This window comes from Mesorhizobium sp. BR1-1-6 (assembly GCF_020165355.1).
In the GTDB taxonomy this organism is placed as follows: domain Bacteria; phylum Pseudomonadota; class Alphaproteobacteria; order Rhizobiales; family Rhizobiaceae; genus Mesorhizobium.
The window spans coordinates 26,935-39,720 of sequence record NZ_JAIUHZ010000016.1 but is presented as its reverse complement, the minus strand read 5'-3'; the positions used below and the strand labels follow the sequence as shown (position 1 = coordinate 39,720).

15 protein-coding genes are annotated in these 12,786 nt (G+C 62.8%); 9 read left to right on the top strand and 6 right to left on the bottom strand.

What is annotated here, in order from left to right; genetic code table 11:
- The first annotated feature begins 28 nt into the window (after positions 1 to 28).
- On the top strand, positions 29 to 1,087 hold the full coding sequence (locus LB545_RS23640) for a glycerophosphodiester phosphodiesterase family protein (RefSeq protein WP_224705931.1): 1,059 nt from the start codon (positions 29 to 31) through the stop codon (positions 1,085 to 1,087).
- A gap of 81 nt (positions 1,088 to 1,168) precedes the next feature.
- A complete protein-coding gene (locus LB545_RS23635) occupies positions 1,169 to 2,557 on the top strand; it encodes an MFS transporter (RefSeq protein WP_224705930.1) in 1,389 nt (462 codons plus the stop codon).
- Positions 2,558 to 2,618: 61 nt separating this feature from the next.
- Here LB545_RS23635 and rpsI read toward each other — a convergent pair whose 3' ends face one another.
- The 4 genes from rpsI to LB545_RS23615 form a co-directional block, all read right to left on the bottom strand.
- A complete protein-coding gene (rpsI, locus tag LB545_RS23630; protein ID WP_140493960.1) occupies positions 2,619 to 3,101 on the bottom strand; it encodes a 30S ribosomal protein S9 in 483 nt (160 codons plus the stop codon).
- A 1-nt stretch (position 3,102) separates the two neighbouring features.
- Positions 3,103 to 3,567 carry a 50S ribosomal protein L13 gene (rplM, locus tag LB545_RS23625; RefSeq protein WP_010915638.1) on the bottom strand — a complete coding sequence of 155 codons (465 nt, stop codon included), beginning with the start codon at positions 3,565 to 3,567 and terminating at the stop codon, positions 3,103 to 3,105.
- Positions 3,568 to 3,841: 274 nt separating this feature from the next.
- The gene (locus LB545_RS23620) at positions 3,842 to 4,489 is read right to left on the bottom strand and encodes a LysE family translocator (protein WP_140565234.1); all 648 of its coding nucleotides are present in this window, start codon (positions 4,487 to 4,489) and stop codon (positions 3,842 to 3,844) included.
- A gap of 62 nt (positions 4,490 to 4,551) precedes the next feature.
- A complete protein-coding gene (locus LB545_RS23615; RefSeq protein WP_140583446.1) occupies positions 4,552 to 4,998 on the bottom strand; it encodes a PaaI family thioesterase in 447 nt (148 codons plus the stop codon).
- Between the two features lie 152 nt (positions 4,999 to 5,150).
- Between LB545_RS23615 and LB545_RS23610 the strand changes: the two genes are divergently transcribed.
- The 6 genes from LB545_RS23610 (at position 5,151) to LB545_RS23585 (ending at position 9,578) form a co-directional block, all read left to right on the top strand.
- Positions 5,151 to 5,972: an enoyl-CoA hydratase gene (locus tag LB545_RS23610; protein WP_140521829.1), complete on the top strand. Its 822-nt coding sequence runs from the start codon at positions 5,151 to 5,153 to the stop codon at positions 5,970 to 5,972.
- A gap of 11 nt (positions 5,973 to 5,983) precedes the next feature.
- On the top strand, positions 5,984 to 6,406 hold the full coding sequence (locus LB545_RS23605) for a VOC family protein (RefSeq protein WP_224705929.1): 423 nt from the start codon (positions 5,984 to 5,986) through the stop codon (positions 6,404 to 6,406).
- Positions 6,406 to 7,188 carry an AAA family ATPase gene (locus tag LB545_RS23600; RefSeq protein ID WP_140521833.1) on the top strand — a complete coding sequence of 261 codons (783 nt, stop codon included), beginning with the start codon at positions 6,406 to 6,408 and terminating at the stop codon, positions 7,186 to 7,188. Before LB545_RS23605 ends, LB545_RS23600 begins: the two co-directional genes overlap by 1 nt.
- Positions 7,185 to 7,706 carry a CoA-binding protein gene (locus LB545_RS23595; RefSeq protein ID WP_140521835.1) on the top strand — a complete coding sequence of 174 codons (522 nt, stop codon included), beginning with the start codon at positions 7,185 to 7,187 and terminating at the stop codon, positions 7,704 to 7,706. The genes LB545_RS23600 and LB545_RS23595 overlap by 4 nt, the downstream gene beginning before the upstream one ends.
- A 157-nt stretch (positions 7,707 to 7,863) precedes the next feature.
- A complete protein-coding gene (locus tag LB545_RS23590) occupies positions 7,864 to 9,144 on the top strand; it encodes an O-acetylhomoserine aminocarboxypropyltransferase (protein ID WP_140493947.1) in 1,281 nt (426 codons plus the stop codon).
- Positions 9,145 to 9,230: 86 nt separating this feature from the next.
- Positions 9,231 to 9,578 carry a cupin domain-containing protein gene (locus LB545_RS23585; RefSeq protein ID WP_140515748.1) on the top strand — a complete coding sequence of 116 codons (348 nt, stop codon included), beginning with the start codon at positions 9,231 to 9,233 and terminating at the stop codon, positions 9,576 to 9,578.
- Between the two features lie 41 nt (positions 9,579 to 9,619).
- Here LB545_RS23585 and LB545_RS23580 read toward each other — a convergent pair whose 3' ends face one another.
- Positions 9,620 to 10,870, bottom strand: a complete 1,251-nt coding sequence (locus LB545_RS23580) for a cytochrome P450 (protein ID WP_224705928.1) — start codon at positions 10,868 to 10,870, stop codon at positions 9,620 to 9,622.
- A 104-nt stretch (positions 10,871 to 10,974) separates the two neighbouring features.
- On the opposite strand from LB545_RS23580, the gene LB545_RS23575 reads away from it, so the two are divergent.
- Entirely contained in the window at positions 10,975 to 12,078 is a 1,104-nt protein-coding gene (locus LB545_RS23575) for an NAD(P)/FAD-dependent oxidoreductase (protein ID WP_224705927.1), read from the top strand.
- 2 nt (positions 12,079 to 12,080) lie between these two features.
- Here the strand turns inward: LB545_RS23575 and LB545_RS23570 are convergent, their stop codons facing one another.
- Positions 12,081 to 12,671 carry a hypothetical protein gene (locus LB545_RS23570; protein ID WP_140670015.1) on the bottom strand — a complete coding sequence of 197 codons (591 nt, stop codon included), beginning with the start codon at positions 12,669 to 12,671 and terminating at the stop codon, positions 12,081 to 12,083.
- Positions 12,672 to 12,786: the final 115 nt, after the last annotated feature.

Below are 12,786 nucleotides of genomic sequence, written 5' to 3'. Positions count from 1 at the left end.
GGTTCGATCCGGAATGGAGCGATTCTCGATGCGGACCTTCTGGCCGAGCCTTCTGTTTTCCGTCACGCTGGCGGCTTCCGCCAGCCAGTCAATGGCGGGCGAAACCCGTGCGAGGCAGATCCTCGACCGCTTCGAACATGCCAACCGATGGCGCGACCACGTCATGGTGGCCGCGCATCGCGCCGGCAGCATGCAGGCCGGCAAGACGCTCTATGCGGAAAATTCGCTCGCCGCCGTCGAAGGCTCGATCGCGATCGGCGCCGAGATCGTCGAGGTCGACATCCGGCGCTCGAAGGACGGCGAGTTTGTCGTCATGCATGACAGCTGGCTTGATCGCACCACGACCTGCAAAGGTGAGGTGGTCAAGTACACGCTGGCCGAACTGAAGACCTGCCGGCTGGTGATCGAAGGCACGGGCGCCGTCACCGACGAGACAGTCTCGACGCTGCGTGAAATGCTGACAGCGACCCGGGACAAGATCCTCATCAATCTCGACAACAAGCTCGAGGTTGGGGACCTGTCGGGTATGGTCGCGGTGGCGCGAGATCTCGGCATGGCCGACCAGGTCATCGTCAAGGAAAACCTGTGGAACCAGACCAGGATCGCTACGGTGAAGGCTGCCATGGAAGCGGTCGGCGGCGGCTTCCAGTTCATGCCGATCATCGCCGACGACGCAGTGCATGACGCCGGTTTCGCCGCGACGGTCGACCATGCTTTTGCGCCGCGCGCGATCGAGTTGATCAACTGGCGCGCCGGCGCGGAGACGTTGACCGAGACTGGCGGGCCGCTGTTCAGCACGCGCATGCGCGCGGCCGCGGTGAGGGGCGACTGGCACATCTGGGCCGACACCTATGCCATCGTCGACAAGCCGGGCGGCTTCCTGGCCGGCGGCCGGGGCGACGAACTGGCGGTTCAGGCCAGCCTGCCGCGCGAAGCCTGGGGTTTCTGGGCCGATCGCGGCGCCACAATCATCCAGACCGATGAGCCGAAGGCGGCGATAGGCTGGCTGGCGGCGAATGGGTTTCGCGTGCCCTATGCGGGGACGGGCGAACGCGTCGAACCTGCCGCGACCGCCAGCATCAATTGATTTGCCGCGGCTGAAGTTCCGGCCTTGTTGTCGCAGGCCGGCGCCTGCTGACGCAACGGTGTCAGGGGAAACCCGTTATCCATGGGCATGCCCGATACCATCGTTCTCAAGCGCCCTGCCGCCTATGCCGCCACCGTTGCTGCGACCAGCCTCGGCTTCGTCGTCGTGCAGCTTGATGTCTCCATCGTCAACGTCGCGCTGAACAGGATCGGTACTGGGCTGTCGATGGGGGTCGGCGGCCTGCAATGGGTCGTCGACGCCTACACGCTTGCCTTCGCCTCGCTGCTGCTCGCCGGCGGCGCCCTCGGCGACAGGGTCGGTGCTCGCCGCGTTTTCGTTGGCGGCATGGCGCTGTTCAGCATCGCTTCGCTGGCTTGCGGCCTGGCTCAGAGTGCCTGGTTGCTGATTGCGGCGCGCGCTGCACAAGGCGCGGGTGCCGCCTTGCTGATGCCGTGTTCGCTGGCACTCCTCAATCGCGCCTACGCGTCCGACAAGGCGCGCCGGGCACGCGCCGTTGGGCTGTGGACGGCGGCGGGCGGCATCGCGCTGTCGGCAGGGCCGGTGCTCGGCGGCTTCATGGTCGCGTCGCTTGGCTGGGCCAGCATCTTTCTGGTCAACCTGCCCATTGGCGCTCTCGCCATCTGGATGGCTTATCGGTTTCTGCAGGAAACGCCGCTCAAGGCCGAGCGGCCGCCGATCGACTGGGTGGGGCAGGGACTTGTCGTGCTGGCGCTGTTTTCGCTGACCGGCGCCTTTATCGAAACCGGTTCGTCGGGCTGGACCTCGATGCCGGTCATCGGCGGACTGGTATTGGCGGCGGTGGCCGCAAGCCTGTTCCTGCTGGTCGAGAGCCGGACGAGGGCGCCGATGTTTCCGCTCGGTCTCTTTGCCAGCCGCGTGCCGGCTGTGACGAGCCTCGTGGGACTGGCCGTCAACCTGACGCTCTATGGCACGATCTTCATGCTCAGCCTGTATTTCCAGCAGGAAAGGCATTTTTCTCCCGAAATGACAGGGCTGGCCTTCCTGCCGTTCATGGCGGCAGTCACCCTGTCGAACATTGCCGCCGGGCGCATTGCCGCAAATCATGGCCCACGATCGCCCATGGCGATTGGCCTGTTCGTCGGGGCAGCCGGTTTCGGACTGATGGCGCTGATCCAGGCCGATACGTCCTACCTGTCGCTGCTGTGGCGCCTGCTGTTCCTGCCGGTCGGCATTGGTCTTGCCGTACCGGCCATGACCACCGCGCTGTTGTCTTCCGTGCCGGCGGAGATGTCGGGAACGGCATCGGGCGTACTCAACACCGTGCGCCAGTCGGGTGGCGCGATCGGGGTGGCGCTGTTCGGGTCCGCCTTGGCGCTGGGCACGATTGATGGCATGCAACTGGCATTCCTGGCCTCGGCGCTCGCGGTGGCCGGCTCGGCATTTTGCGCGTTCCTGTTCATCCGCGACGCCGACCATTCCGCCCAATAGTGATGCGCAACGCAAAAAGGCCGCCCGGAGGCGGCCTTTCGATTGTGAAGCTGCGGTGCGCCTAGCGCTTCGAGAACTGGAACGAACGACGGGCCTTCGCCTTGCCGTACTTCTTGCGTTCGACGACGCGGCTGTCGCGGGTCAGGAAGCCGCCCTTTTTGAGCACGGCACGCAGCGCCGGCTCGTAATAGGTCAGCGCCTTGGAGATGCCGTGACGCACAGCGCCGGCCTGGCCCGAAAGGCCGCCGCCGATGACCGTGGCGACGATGTCGTACTGGCCCGAGCGGTTGGCGGCGATGATCGGCTGGTTGAGGATCATCTGCAGGACCGGACGCGCGAAATAGGTCGCGAATTCCTTGTCGTTGACGACGATCTTGCCCGAACCTGGCTTCACCCAAACGCGCGCGATGGCGTTCTTGCGCTTGCCGGTGGCATAGGCGCGGCCCGACTTGTCGAGCTTCTGGACATGGACGGGTGCCGCGGCCTGCGTATTGGTGTTGCCGGTGGCGGCGCCCAGTTCTGCGAGCGAGGAAAGCTCAGCCATCTTATGCGACCTTCTTGTTCTTGGAATTCAGCTTGGCCACGTCGAGCACTTCTGGCTGCTGGGCGACATGCGGATGCTCGGCACCTGCATAGACGCGCAGGTTCTTCATCTGGCGACGGCCGAGCGGGCCACGCGGCACCATGCGCTCGACGGCCTTCTCGACGACACGCTCGGGGAAACGGCCTTCGAGCAGTTGGCGCGCGGTGCGCTCCTTGATGCCGCCGGGGTGCCCGGTGTGCCAGTAATAGACCTTGTCGGTGAACTTCTTGCCGGTGAACACCACCTTGTCGGCATTGATGACGATGACATTGTCGCCGTCGTCGACATGCGGGGTGAAGGTCGGCTTGTGCTTGCCGCGAAGATGATTGGCGATAACGGTGGCGAGACGGCCGACGACGAGACCTTCGGCGTCGATCAGGATCCACTTTTTCACCACATCCGCAGGCTTCTGCGAAAAGGTTGTCATGTTTTCTGCTTTCGGTTCGGACCTTCCCCAATCCACAAACGATAAGGAAGGCGTTTCTTGTTGCTTGGATTGACGAAAAGCGCTTGCCCGCCGCCAATAACAAAACGGCGGCCTTTGCGGGCCGCTGCTTCGTGAGGGCTTATAGGGGAGAAGGGTAGCCCTCGTCAAGCATCGTTGGGAGTCAACGAAAACGAAAAACCGTTAAATTTCAATGGCTAAACTATGTGGTATTATTTTACAACACGGCCTACCGCCAAAACGGCTGGTATTTCGCTCACCGCCGGCCACTCGTCACTGCAAGCAGGAGTCTGATGCCGACGGCGACCATAATGGCTCCGGCTAGCCTTCCCTGCCACACGACGAAGCTGCTTCGGCGCGACAGCCAGCCGCCGACCGCGCCGGAGGTCAGCGCGACAGCGCCGAGGACAACCATTCCCATCATCTTCATAGTCGTGCCGAGAATGACGAACTGCAACGCCGCTGGACCGGCCCAAGGGTGAACGAATTGCGGCAGCATCGCTAACATGAAGGCAAGCGTCGTCGGATTGGTGAGATTGCAGATCATGCCTTGCCGGAAAGCGGCAGCAGTGCCACCGGTGTTGGCAAAGGCAGAGGTACGACTTTCATCCTGCCGGCGCGCCAACAGGAATTTGACCCCGATGGCGATCAGATAGATGGCGCCGACGATTTGGAGAAAGCTGTAAAGAGGCGGCGAGGATGTGATCAGCGTGGCAAGTCCCATCGCAAGTAATGGAATTTGTACGACGCCGGCCGATACGCAGCCTGTCGCGGCCGCCAGCGCGTGGCGCCAGCCCTGTCCGACGCCGCGACTGATCACAAGCATCATATCGGGCCCGACGCCGGAAAGCTGGTAGGCAAGCACGGCGCCGAGAAAGGCAAGGTATGTGGTCAGATCGGGCATGCCGCAAAACGGACGTGTCGATCGGGAGTTCCGGCCAGGATGCCGGATCGGCCTTCTCCGTGTCAGCGTTTCGGCGGGATCGAATAGGTTCCGGTGGCGTGCGCCACTGTCTGCCCCTCCGGGCCGGCGACGATGTCGATGTCGAAGACCATCAGGTTCTTTCCGAGCTTCAGAATGCGGCAATGGCCATCGATCGGTCCTGCCTCGGCCTTGCGGACGAAATTGATGTTCAGATTGGTGGTGACCGAGAGCGCATCGGGCCCGGCATGGCTGAGCACGCAGACATAGCCGCCAATGTCGGCCAGCGTGAACAAGGCGGGGCCGGACACCGTACCGCCGGGACGCAAATGCCGTTCGCCGGCATTAAGCCGCACGGTGCAGCCGCCGGGAAACACGTCGGTTGCCTCAAAGGCCGGGCCCTTTTCGTTAAGCTGCGGAAACACGGTCTCCATCAGCGCATTGACCTGGGCTGCTGTCAGCACCGGCTCGAGCTTGGTCTGGGCGGGCATTTCGGTCCTCATTCTGCGCCAAGCCTGTATGGGCGAAGCGGCGCGTTTCTGGCAACACCTTCATCCTACTGGCGCAAGCGATACGGTGTTGATGAAACCCCAGCCGATATTAGATACGCTGCCAGCGGAATGGAATCGCGGAGACCTTAGCCATGGCCGAAATCCTTGCCATCAAGCCTGTCGCAGTTGAAGGGCCGGTTGCGGCTAGCCGCGACGAGGGCGTGCTGCGCCTGACGCTTGCCAATCCCCCCGCGAACGCGCTTTCCCTGGCGGTGATGGCGGCGCTGACGGAGGAACTGGACCGTGCCAGGGCCGACAAGGCCGTTCGCGTCATAGTGCTGTCGGCGGCCGGAAAGGTATTCTGCGCCGGCCACGATCTCAAGGAGATGACAGCGCGCCGCGCCGACGCCGATCGCGGCAAGGCCTTCTTCGAAGAGACGTTTGCCGCCTGCGCTACGCTGATGCAGGCGATCGTGCGCCACCCCAAGCCGGTGATCGCCGAAGTGGATGGCCTTGCCACCGCCGCCGGCCTGCAGCTTGTCGCCAGTTGCGACCTCGCCATCGCCTCGCATGAGGCGACCTTCTGCACGCCGGGCGTCAACATCGGCCTGTTCTGCTCGACGCCGATGGTGGCGTTGTCTCGCAACGTCTCGCGCAAGCACGCCATGGAAATGCTCCTGACTGGCGAAACCATCGATGCCGCGACCGCCAAGGAGTTCGGCCTGGTCAACCGCGTCGTGCCGCGCGAGTACTTGAATCAGATTGTCAACAAATACGCCCAAACCATTGCTTCAAAATCATCTTCGGTGCTGAAGACCGGCAAGGAAGCGTTTTATGAGCAGGCCGAGATGGGGCTGGCGGATGCCTATGCCTATACCGGCCGGGTCATGGTCGAGAACATGCTGGCGCGTGACGCCCAGGAGGGCATCGGCGCCTTTATCGGCAAACGCAAGCCGGAATGGACCGACGAATAAGGACGAAAGTCATGGAGCCGCGCATCTCCATCATCACCATCGCCACCGACGATCTCGATCGTGCGGTGCGCTTCTACGAGACGATGGGCCTGAAGCGTCATGCCGGCATCACCGATGGCGTCGCCTTCTTCCAGATGGGTGGTGTTATACTCGGCCTGTTCCCGCGCGTCAGCGCCGAGGAGGATTCCGGCATCACCTTCGCCAAGGCGCCTTCCGCCGTCTATCTCGCCTACAACACCCGCTCCGATGCCGAAGTCGACGCGGTGCTTGCGATGGCTGAAGAGGCCGGCGGCCGCATCGTCAAGCCGGCAGGCCGTGCCTTCTGGGGCGGCTGGTGCGGCTATTTCGCCGATGCCGACGGACATGTCTGGGAAGTGGCGCACAACCCGGCCTTTCCGATCGCGGAAGACGGTACGATCTCGCTGCCCGATTGATGGCTCACCGCAGGCAGTTGACGCGGCTCAAGGCGCCCTATCTCAAGCGCATTCTGCTCGATTCCGAGCGGGTGACCGATTGGGAAAAATACCCGTGGAACCTGCCGCTGTTTCGCGGTCACGCCTTCGAACTCGAATTCACCACACCAATTACCATCATCGTCGGTGAGAACGGCACCGGCAAATCGACATTGCTCGAGGCGATCGGCGCGCTCGCCGGTTACGACGAAGCCGGAGGCGGCAAGGGCTACCGGCCTGTCGACCATTCCGGCGCCATCGACAGGAGTGGTGCCGCGCTGGCAGATACCTTCCGTGGCCATTGGTTGCCAAAAGTCACCGCCGGCTGGTTCTTTCGCGCCGAATCCTTCTACTCGGTGGCTCGCTATCTTGACCAGGTGGCCCTGGAAGATCCGTTCAAGCCACCTCCGCCCGACTTTCTGTCCTGGTCGCATGGCGAAGGGTTCATCCGCTTCTTCGAGGAACGTTGCCGCAGGCAAGGCATCTACATCCTCGACGAGCCCGAAAGTGCGCTGTCTCCATCGCGCCAGATCGAACTTCTCAAGATGCTGCGGCGCATGGATCGGTCGGGCACTGCGCAAGTGATCATGGCGACGCATTCGCCGCTACTGATGGCCTGTCCAGGCGCGCGGCTGTTCCGCATCAGCCGGTTCGGGCTAGATTCGACCGATTTTCGTGATACGGACCACTTCCGCATGATGCGCGATTTCAGCAGTGATCCTGATGGCTTTCTCGCCGAGGCGTTGTATGAGGACGAGCCATGAATCACGATAGCTATGACAACGCCTACATCGCCGGCATCCTCAATTCGGTGAAGACCATCGCCATGGTCGGCGCGTCCGCCAACGACGTTCGTCCAAGCTATTTCGTGTTGAAATACCTGCTGGCCAAGGGGTTTGAGGTGTTCCCCATCAATCCGGGCCATGCTGGCAAGGAGATACTCGGCCGTACGGTCTATGGCAGCCTTGCCGAGATTGCCCAGCCCATCGACATGGTCGACATCTTTCGCGCCTCGGCGGCGGTGGCCGGCGTTGTCGACCAGGTACTGAAGCTCGATCCCCTGCCGAAAGTGATCTGGATGCAACTCGGCGTGCGCCACGACGAAGCCGCCGCACGCGCCGAAGCCGCCGGCGTTAAGGTGGTGATGAACCGCTGCCCCAAGATCGAATATGGCAAGCTGTCCGGCGAGATCGGCTGGACCGGGGTCAATTCCGGTGTGCTGTCGTCGAAGAAGCCGCTGATGCGGTCGGGATTCCAGAGTTTCGGCGTGCGGCAAAAATAGACAAGGGGAAGGCGCAAAATTATTCCGGCAGGAGCCGTATTTTCCTGCTGCCTGGTCGAAGATGACACGCCGAAGGGTATTTTCTTCTTTGCATTCGTGGTTGAGCTTGGCCAAGAATGGCCGGCGAATTTCAGAAGTTTTTTCGAGGGAGGTTTCAGTGACCCGCACGCCCGGTTTCAACACGCTCGCCGTCCATGCCGGCGCCAAGCCCGATCCGGCCACCGGCGCACGCGCCACGCCGATCTACCAGACGACCTCCTTTGTTTTCGACGACGCCGATCATGCTGCCTCGCTGTTCGGGCTGAAGGCCTTCGGCAACATCTACACCCGCATCATGAACCCGACGCAGGCGGTGCTCGAAGAACGCATAGCGGCGCTCGAGGGCGGCACGGCCGCCCTTGCGGTGGCGTCCGGCCACGCCGCCCAGGTAATCGTGTTCCACAATCTGTTGCAGCCGGGCGACAATTTCGTTGCCGCCAACAAGCTCTATGGCGGTTCGATCAACCAGTTCGGCCATGCCTTCAAGAACTTTGGCTGGGAGGTGCGCTGGGCCGAAGCGAACGATCCGTCAACCTTCGAGAGCCAGATCGATGACAAGACCAAGGCGATCTTCATCGAGAGTCTGGCCAATCCCGGCGGCACCTTCGTCGACATCGAGAAGATCGGCGACATCGCGCGTAAGCATGGCCTGCCGCTGATCGTCGACAACACCCTGGCCTCGCCCTACCTGATCCGGCCGATCGAGCACGGCGCCGACATTGTCGTCCATTCGCTGACCAAGTTCATTGGCGGTCACGGCAACTCGATCGGCGGCGCCATCGTCGATGGCGGCACGTTCGACTGGTCGAAATCAGGGAAGTACCCGATGCTGTCGGAACCGCGCCCCGAATATGGCGGCCTGGTGCTGCACGAAACCTTCGGCAATTTCGCCTTCGCCATCGCCGCGCGCGTGCTTGGCCTGCGCGATCTCGGCCCGGCGATTTCGCCGTTCAACGCCTTTCTCATTTTGACAGGCCTCGAAACCTTGCCGCTGCGCATGCAGCGCCATTGCGACAATGCGATCACCGTCGCGGGCTGGCTGTCCAACCATCCCAAGGTGGCCTGGGTCAACTATCCCGGCCTTCCCAGCGACAAGAACAACGCCCTGCAAAAGAAATACTCGCCGCAAGGCGCCGGCGCGGTCTTCACCTTCGGCCTCAAGGGCGGTTACGAGGCCGGCGTCAAATTCGTTGAAGCGTTGGAGTTGTTCTCGCACTTGGCCAATGTCGGTGACACCAAGTCGTTGGTCATCCATCCGGCGTCGACCACGCACCGACAGCTGTCCGACGAGCAGAAGGTCAAGGCGGGTGCGGGACCGGACACGGTGCGGCTGTCCATCGGCATCGAGGACGTCACCGACATCGTCGCCGACCTCGAACAGGCACTCGCCAAAGTTTGATCTATCCTCCCCCTCGTGGGAGGGTCGGCGCAAAACGCCGGGGTAAGGCGAGCCGGCCCGAGGCCGGTTCTTCATGGAGGCAAATCCTGTCCGAGCATTACCTGACGATATCGACGGATTCTGTCGACGCCGAAGAAGGCGCGCCGGCGCCCGATCGCCTGATCTCGGGCGATCCGAAATTCCGCACCTGGAACGTCGAGGAGCGCGAAGGCGGTCTTTATGCCGGTATCTGGGAATCGACTCCGGGCAAGTGGCGCATCGTCTACGACGAATGGGAATTCTGTCACATCCTTTCCGGCGTTTCGGTGATCGAAGAGGAGGGTGGCGAAGCGCGCACCGTCAGGGCCGGCGACAGCTTCGTGCTGCGACCTGGCTTTAAGGGAAGCTGGGAAGTGCTTGAAACCACCCGCAAGGAGTATGTGATCAGGCTGTGATCCTTTACTGCGCGCAGCTCACAGCTCAGGCCTGCGCTCCTTCAGAAGCCGACGGTGAGCGCTTCCAGCCCGTGGAAGTGATACGTGTCGCGGAAGCTTGGGCTTTCGGCAAGACGAAGCTTTGGGTGCCGCTCGAACAATGTTTTCAGCGACACCTGCAATTCGAGCCTGGCCAGGGGCGCGCCGATGCAGAAATGGATGCCGGCGCCGAACGACACGTTCTTCTGGTCGACACGACCCGGCCGGAAGGCCCGCGGCTCGGCAAAGGCATGAGGGTCATGGTTGGCCATGCCAAGCAGCAGACCGATCGTCTGGCCGGGCTGCACGACGATCCCGGGAGCGATTTCGATCTCCTGGTAGGCGTAGCGGGTGAACATGTGCAACGGCGCGTCGAAGCGCAGGCATTCCTCGACAGCGGCCGCTGTCGCCTCGGCTGAGGTGAAGAAACGGCGCGGGTCGCCACCTTGCGCCAAAATCGAGCGCACCGCATTGCCGGTCTGGTGCACGGTCGCTTCGTGGCCGGCATTGAGCAGCAGGATCGCCGAGGACACCATTTCGTCTTCCGACAATTTTTGGCCGTCCTCCTGCGCCGAGATCAGCAGCGACAGCAGGTCGTCGCCGGGATTTTTGCGCCGTTCGGCGATGGTGCCGCGCAGGAAATCGGCGAAATCCTGCGCCGCGCGATTGGCCGTCTCCTCGATCTCGCGAGTGCGGCCATGCACGTACATGGCGACCATTCGATGTGACCAGTCGAGCAGTTGCGGTCCCATTTCGACCGGCACGCCGAGCATCTCGGCAATGATGGTGATGGGCAGGGGAGAAGCGAAGGCGGGCAGCAGGTCGACTTGCTTGCCCGGCTCGAAACGATCGATCAGTTCGTTGGCGAGTGCCTCCACGCGCGGCCGCAGCCGCTCGACCTGGCGCGACACGAAGGCGCGGTTGACCAGTGTTCGAAGCTGCGTGTGTACCGGCGGCTCCAGTTCCAGCATGGAATTGGCTTCGATGCCGTCGAATGCCTTGAGATGTGTTCTATCCCGGCCGATGCCACGACTGTCGGGAATGCCCGCCGGGTTCTGGCGGCCGAAGCGGCGGTCGCGCAACAGCTTGTTGACGTCGTCGAAGCCGCCAAAGCACCAGAATCCGAATTCTTCCCAGAAAAAGGCATTCGATGCATCGTGCAGGAACGTGTAGGCCTCGTACGGATCCTGGAAGAAAGCCCACTCGTGCGGGTCAAGCCTCAGGTGACGGGTCGCTGGATCAAAGGCGAGGTAGGATGGCGTCGATTTGGTCATGCCAGACCAATAGCGCGGCTTGCCAGCCTGGTTCCAGACCGTATGTTGGCGGCCGCAATCCAATGCGTTGAGCCAGCCGCAACGGCTGCGGAAAGTCTGATTTGATGAATGTGATCGTTGTCGGCGCGGGCATCGCCGGTCTCTCCACCGCATGGTCGCTGGTCAAGGCTGGCCATAGCGTTTCCATCGTCGAGCAGGGGCCGATCCCCAATCCGTTGGCGGCATCCGGCGACCATCACCGCATCATTCGCCGTGCCTACCGGGCCGGGACCGGCTACGGCCGGCTGATCGGCGAGGCCTATGAAGCCTGGGACGAGATGTGGGCCGACCTCGGCGAGAACCATCTCGATTCCAGGGGCTTCCTCTGCGTCTCGCGCGAGCCGGGCGACGAAGCCGAGGAATACCGGGAAGGGCTGGAGGAGGGAAACTATCCGTTCGACCTGCTGGAACCTGATGCCGCGGTCGAACGCTGGCCTTTCCTGGAGCCGGGCTCGTTCCGCTACGCCTATTTTTCGCCGGAAGGCGGCGCGCTGCATTGCCGCAAGATCGCGTCCGGCCTGGCCAAGTGGCTGCGCGCCAACGGCGCCAACGTCTACGGGAACAGCAAGGTGACGGCGGTCGACTCCGAGGCAGGGCATATCGTGCTCGCGTCCGGCGAGACGATGCAGGCCGACCGCATCGTCGTCGCTGCGGGCGCCTGGGTGCTGAAACTGTTCCCCGAACTCGGCGGCGAACTGAAGACGTACCGAACCGCGCTCGCCTATGTCGAACCGCCGGCGGACCTCAAGGCCGTCTGGGAAGTTGCGCCCGTGGTCCTCGATGTAGGTGGCAAGACCGACGGTTACATGATCCCGCTGACCCGAGGTGCCGGCATGAAGTTCGGTTCAGGCCTGCACAGGGTGCCGACCAGCGACGCCGACTGGAACCGGCAGCCGGTGCCGGGCGAGGGCGAGGCGATTCGCAACCTGTTTTCGCCGCCGATCGCCCGCATCGAGGAGTATGAGGTGACCGAAGTGGTCACCTGCGCCTATACATTCACGGACGATGAGAAATTCCTGGCGCATGAGACGGGCAAATGCCTGATCGTCTCGGCCTGCTCGGGCCATGGCTACAAGTTCGGCGCGGCGGTCGGCCGGCGCGTGGCGGCGGCTGTCGATGATGGCGATATTGCCGGCCTGAAACGTTGGTTGCGAGCCGAAATCGCCTGAATTCAGTCCTGGCAATGCCTGGGAATATGCACGCGCCGCCAGCCGGATGAGCCTTCGCGCACCAGCACGCGCCGCGCGACGGTCTGGTAGGCGGCGGGAATGTCGACGACGCGCCTTTGCTCCGGTCGCACCAGCACCTCCTCGGCGATCCTGTCATATTGCGCCGGGATGACGGTGCGCCTCGTGCGCTCCGGCCGGATCACCACCGTTTCGGCGACGCGTTCATAGCGCGCCCCGTGCCGGACCTTGCACAGCACCTTGCGGCCGTGGATGACGCGCCATTCCCAGGAATAGCCGCCATCGTCGACCTTGACTGTGTGGTAGACGGTGCGGGTGATTGCGGGCACCACCTCATAGGTCACCTGTGCCGGAACCGTCATCACCACGCGCTCGCGCGTGCCGTAGATCGGCGCTTCATAATCGACCTGCTGGCTGGGCGGACTGATCATCACGTCCTCGTACACGGTGTCATAGACATCAGGCGTTTGGACCGGCTCATAGCATTCGACGGCGCGGCCGCCGGCCGCCGTCTGCGAAATCGAGCCGAGCATGGTCAGCCCGGCCATGGCGAAGCATGCGGTTTTCCTGGACATAACGTTCCCCCTGTTGAACCGCGGACACAAGTTCAACGTTGAATTGTAGGGGAAGCGGTCCGCGAGAAAAGCGGGTTCGGCGCATTCGTTAAGTGACGCGGTTAAGAAACTGCTA

Excerpts from the sequence above, each read along its gene's own strand:
- LB545_RS23620 (WP_140565234.1), bottom strand. The coding sequence starts at position 4,489 with ATGCCCGATCTGACCACATACCTTGCCTTTCTCGGCGCCGTGCTTGCC.
- LB545_RS23605 (WP_224705929.1), top strand. The coding sequence starts at position 5,984 with ATGGAGCCGCGCATCTCCATCATCACCATCGCCACCGACGATCTCGAT.
- LB545_RS23580 (WP_224705928.1), bottom strand. The coding sequence starts at position 10,870 with ATGACCAAATCGACGCCATCCTACCTCGCCTTTGATCCAGCGACCCGT.
- LB545_RS23575 (WP_224705927.1), top strand. The coding sequence starts at position 10,975 with ATGAATGTGATCGTTGTCGGCGCGGGCATCGCCGGTCTCTCCACCGCA.
- LB545_RS23635 (WP_224705930.1), top strand. The coding sequence starts at position 1,169 with ATGGGCATGCCCGATACCATCGTTCTCAAGCGCCCTGCCGCCTATGCC.
- LB545_RS23610 (WP_140521829.1), top strand. The coding sequence starts at position 5,151 with ATGGCCGAAATCCTTGCCATCAAGCCTGTCGCAGTTGAAGGGCCGGTT.
- rpsI (WP_140493960.1), bottom strand. The coding sequence starts at position 3,101 with ATGGCTGAGCTTTCCTCGCTCGCAGAACTGGGCGCCGCCACCGGCAAC.
- LB545_RS23615 (WP_140583446.1), bottom strand. The coding sequence starts at position 4,998 with ATGCCCGCCCAGACCAAGCTCGAGCCGGTGCTGACAGCAGCCCAGGTC.
- rplM (WP_010915638.1), bottom strand. The coding sequence starts at position 3,567 with ATGACAACCTTTTCGCAGAAGCCTGCGGATGTGGTGAAAAAGTGGATC.
- LB545_RS23640 (WP_224705931.1), top strand. The coding sequence starts at position 29 with ATGCGGACCTTCTGGCCGAGCCTTCTGTTTTCCGTCACGCTGGCGGCT.
- LB545_RS23600 (WP_140521833.1), top strand. The coding sequence starts at position 6,406 with ATGGCTCACCGCAGGCAGTTGACGCGGCTCAAGGCGCCCTATCTCAAG.
- LB545_RS23595 (WP_140521835.1), top strand. The coding sequence starts at position 7,185 with ATGAATCACGATAGCTATGACAACGCCTACATCGCCGGCATCCTCAAT.
- LB545_RS23570 (WP_140670015.1), bottom strand. The coding sequence starts at position 12,671 with ATGTCCAGGAAAACCGCATGCTTCGCCATGGCCGGGCTGACCATGCTC.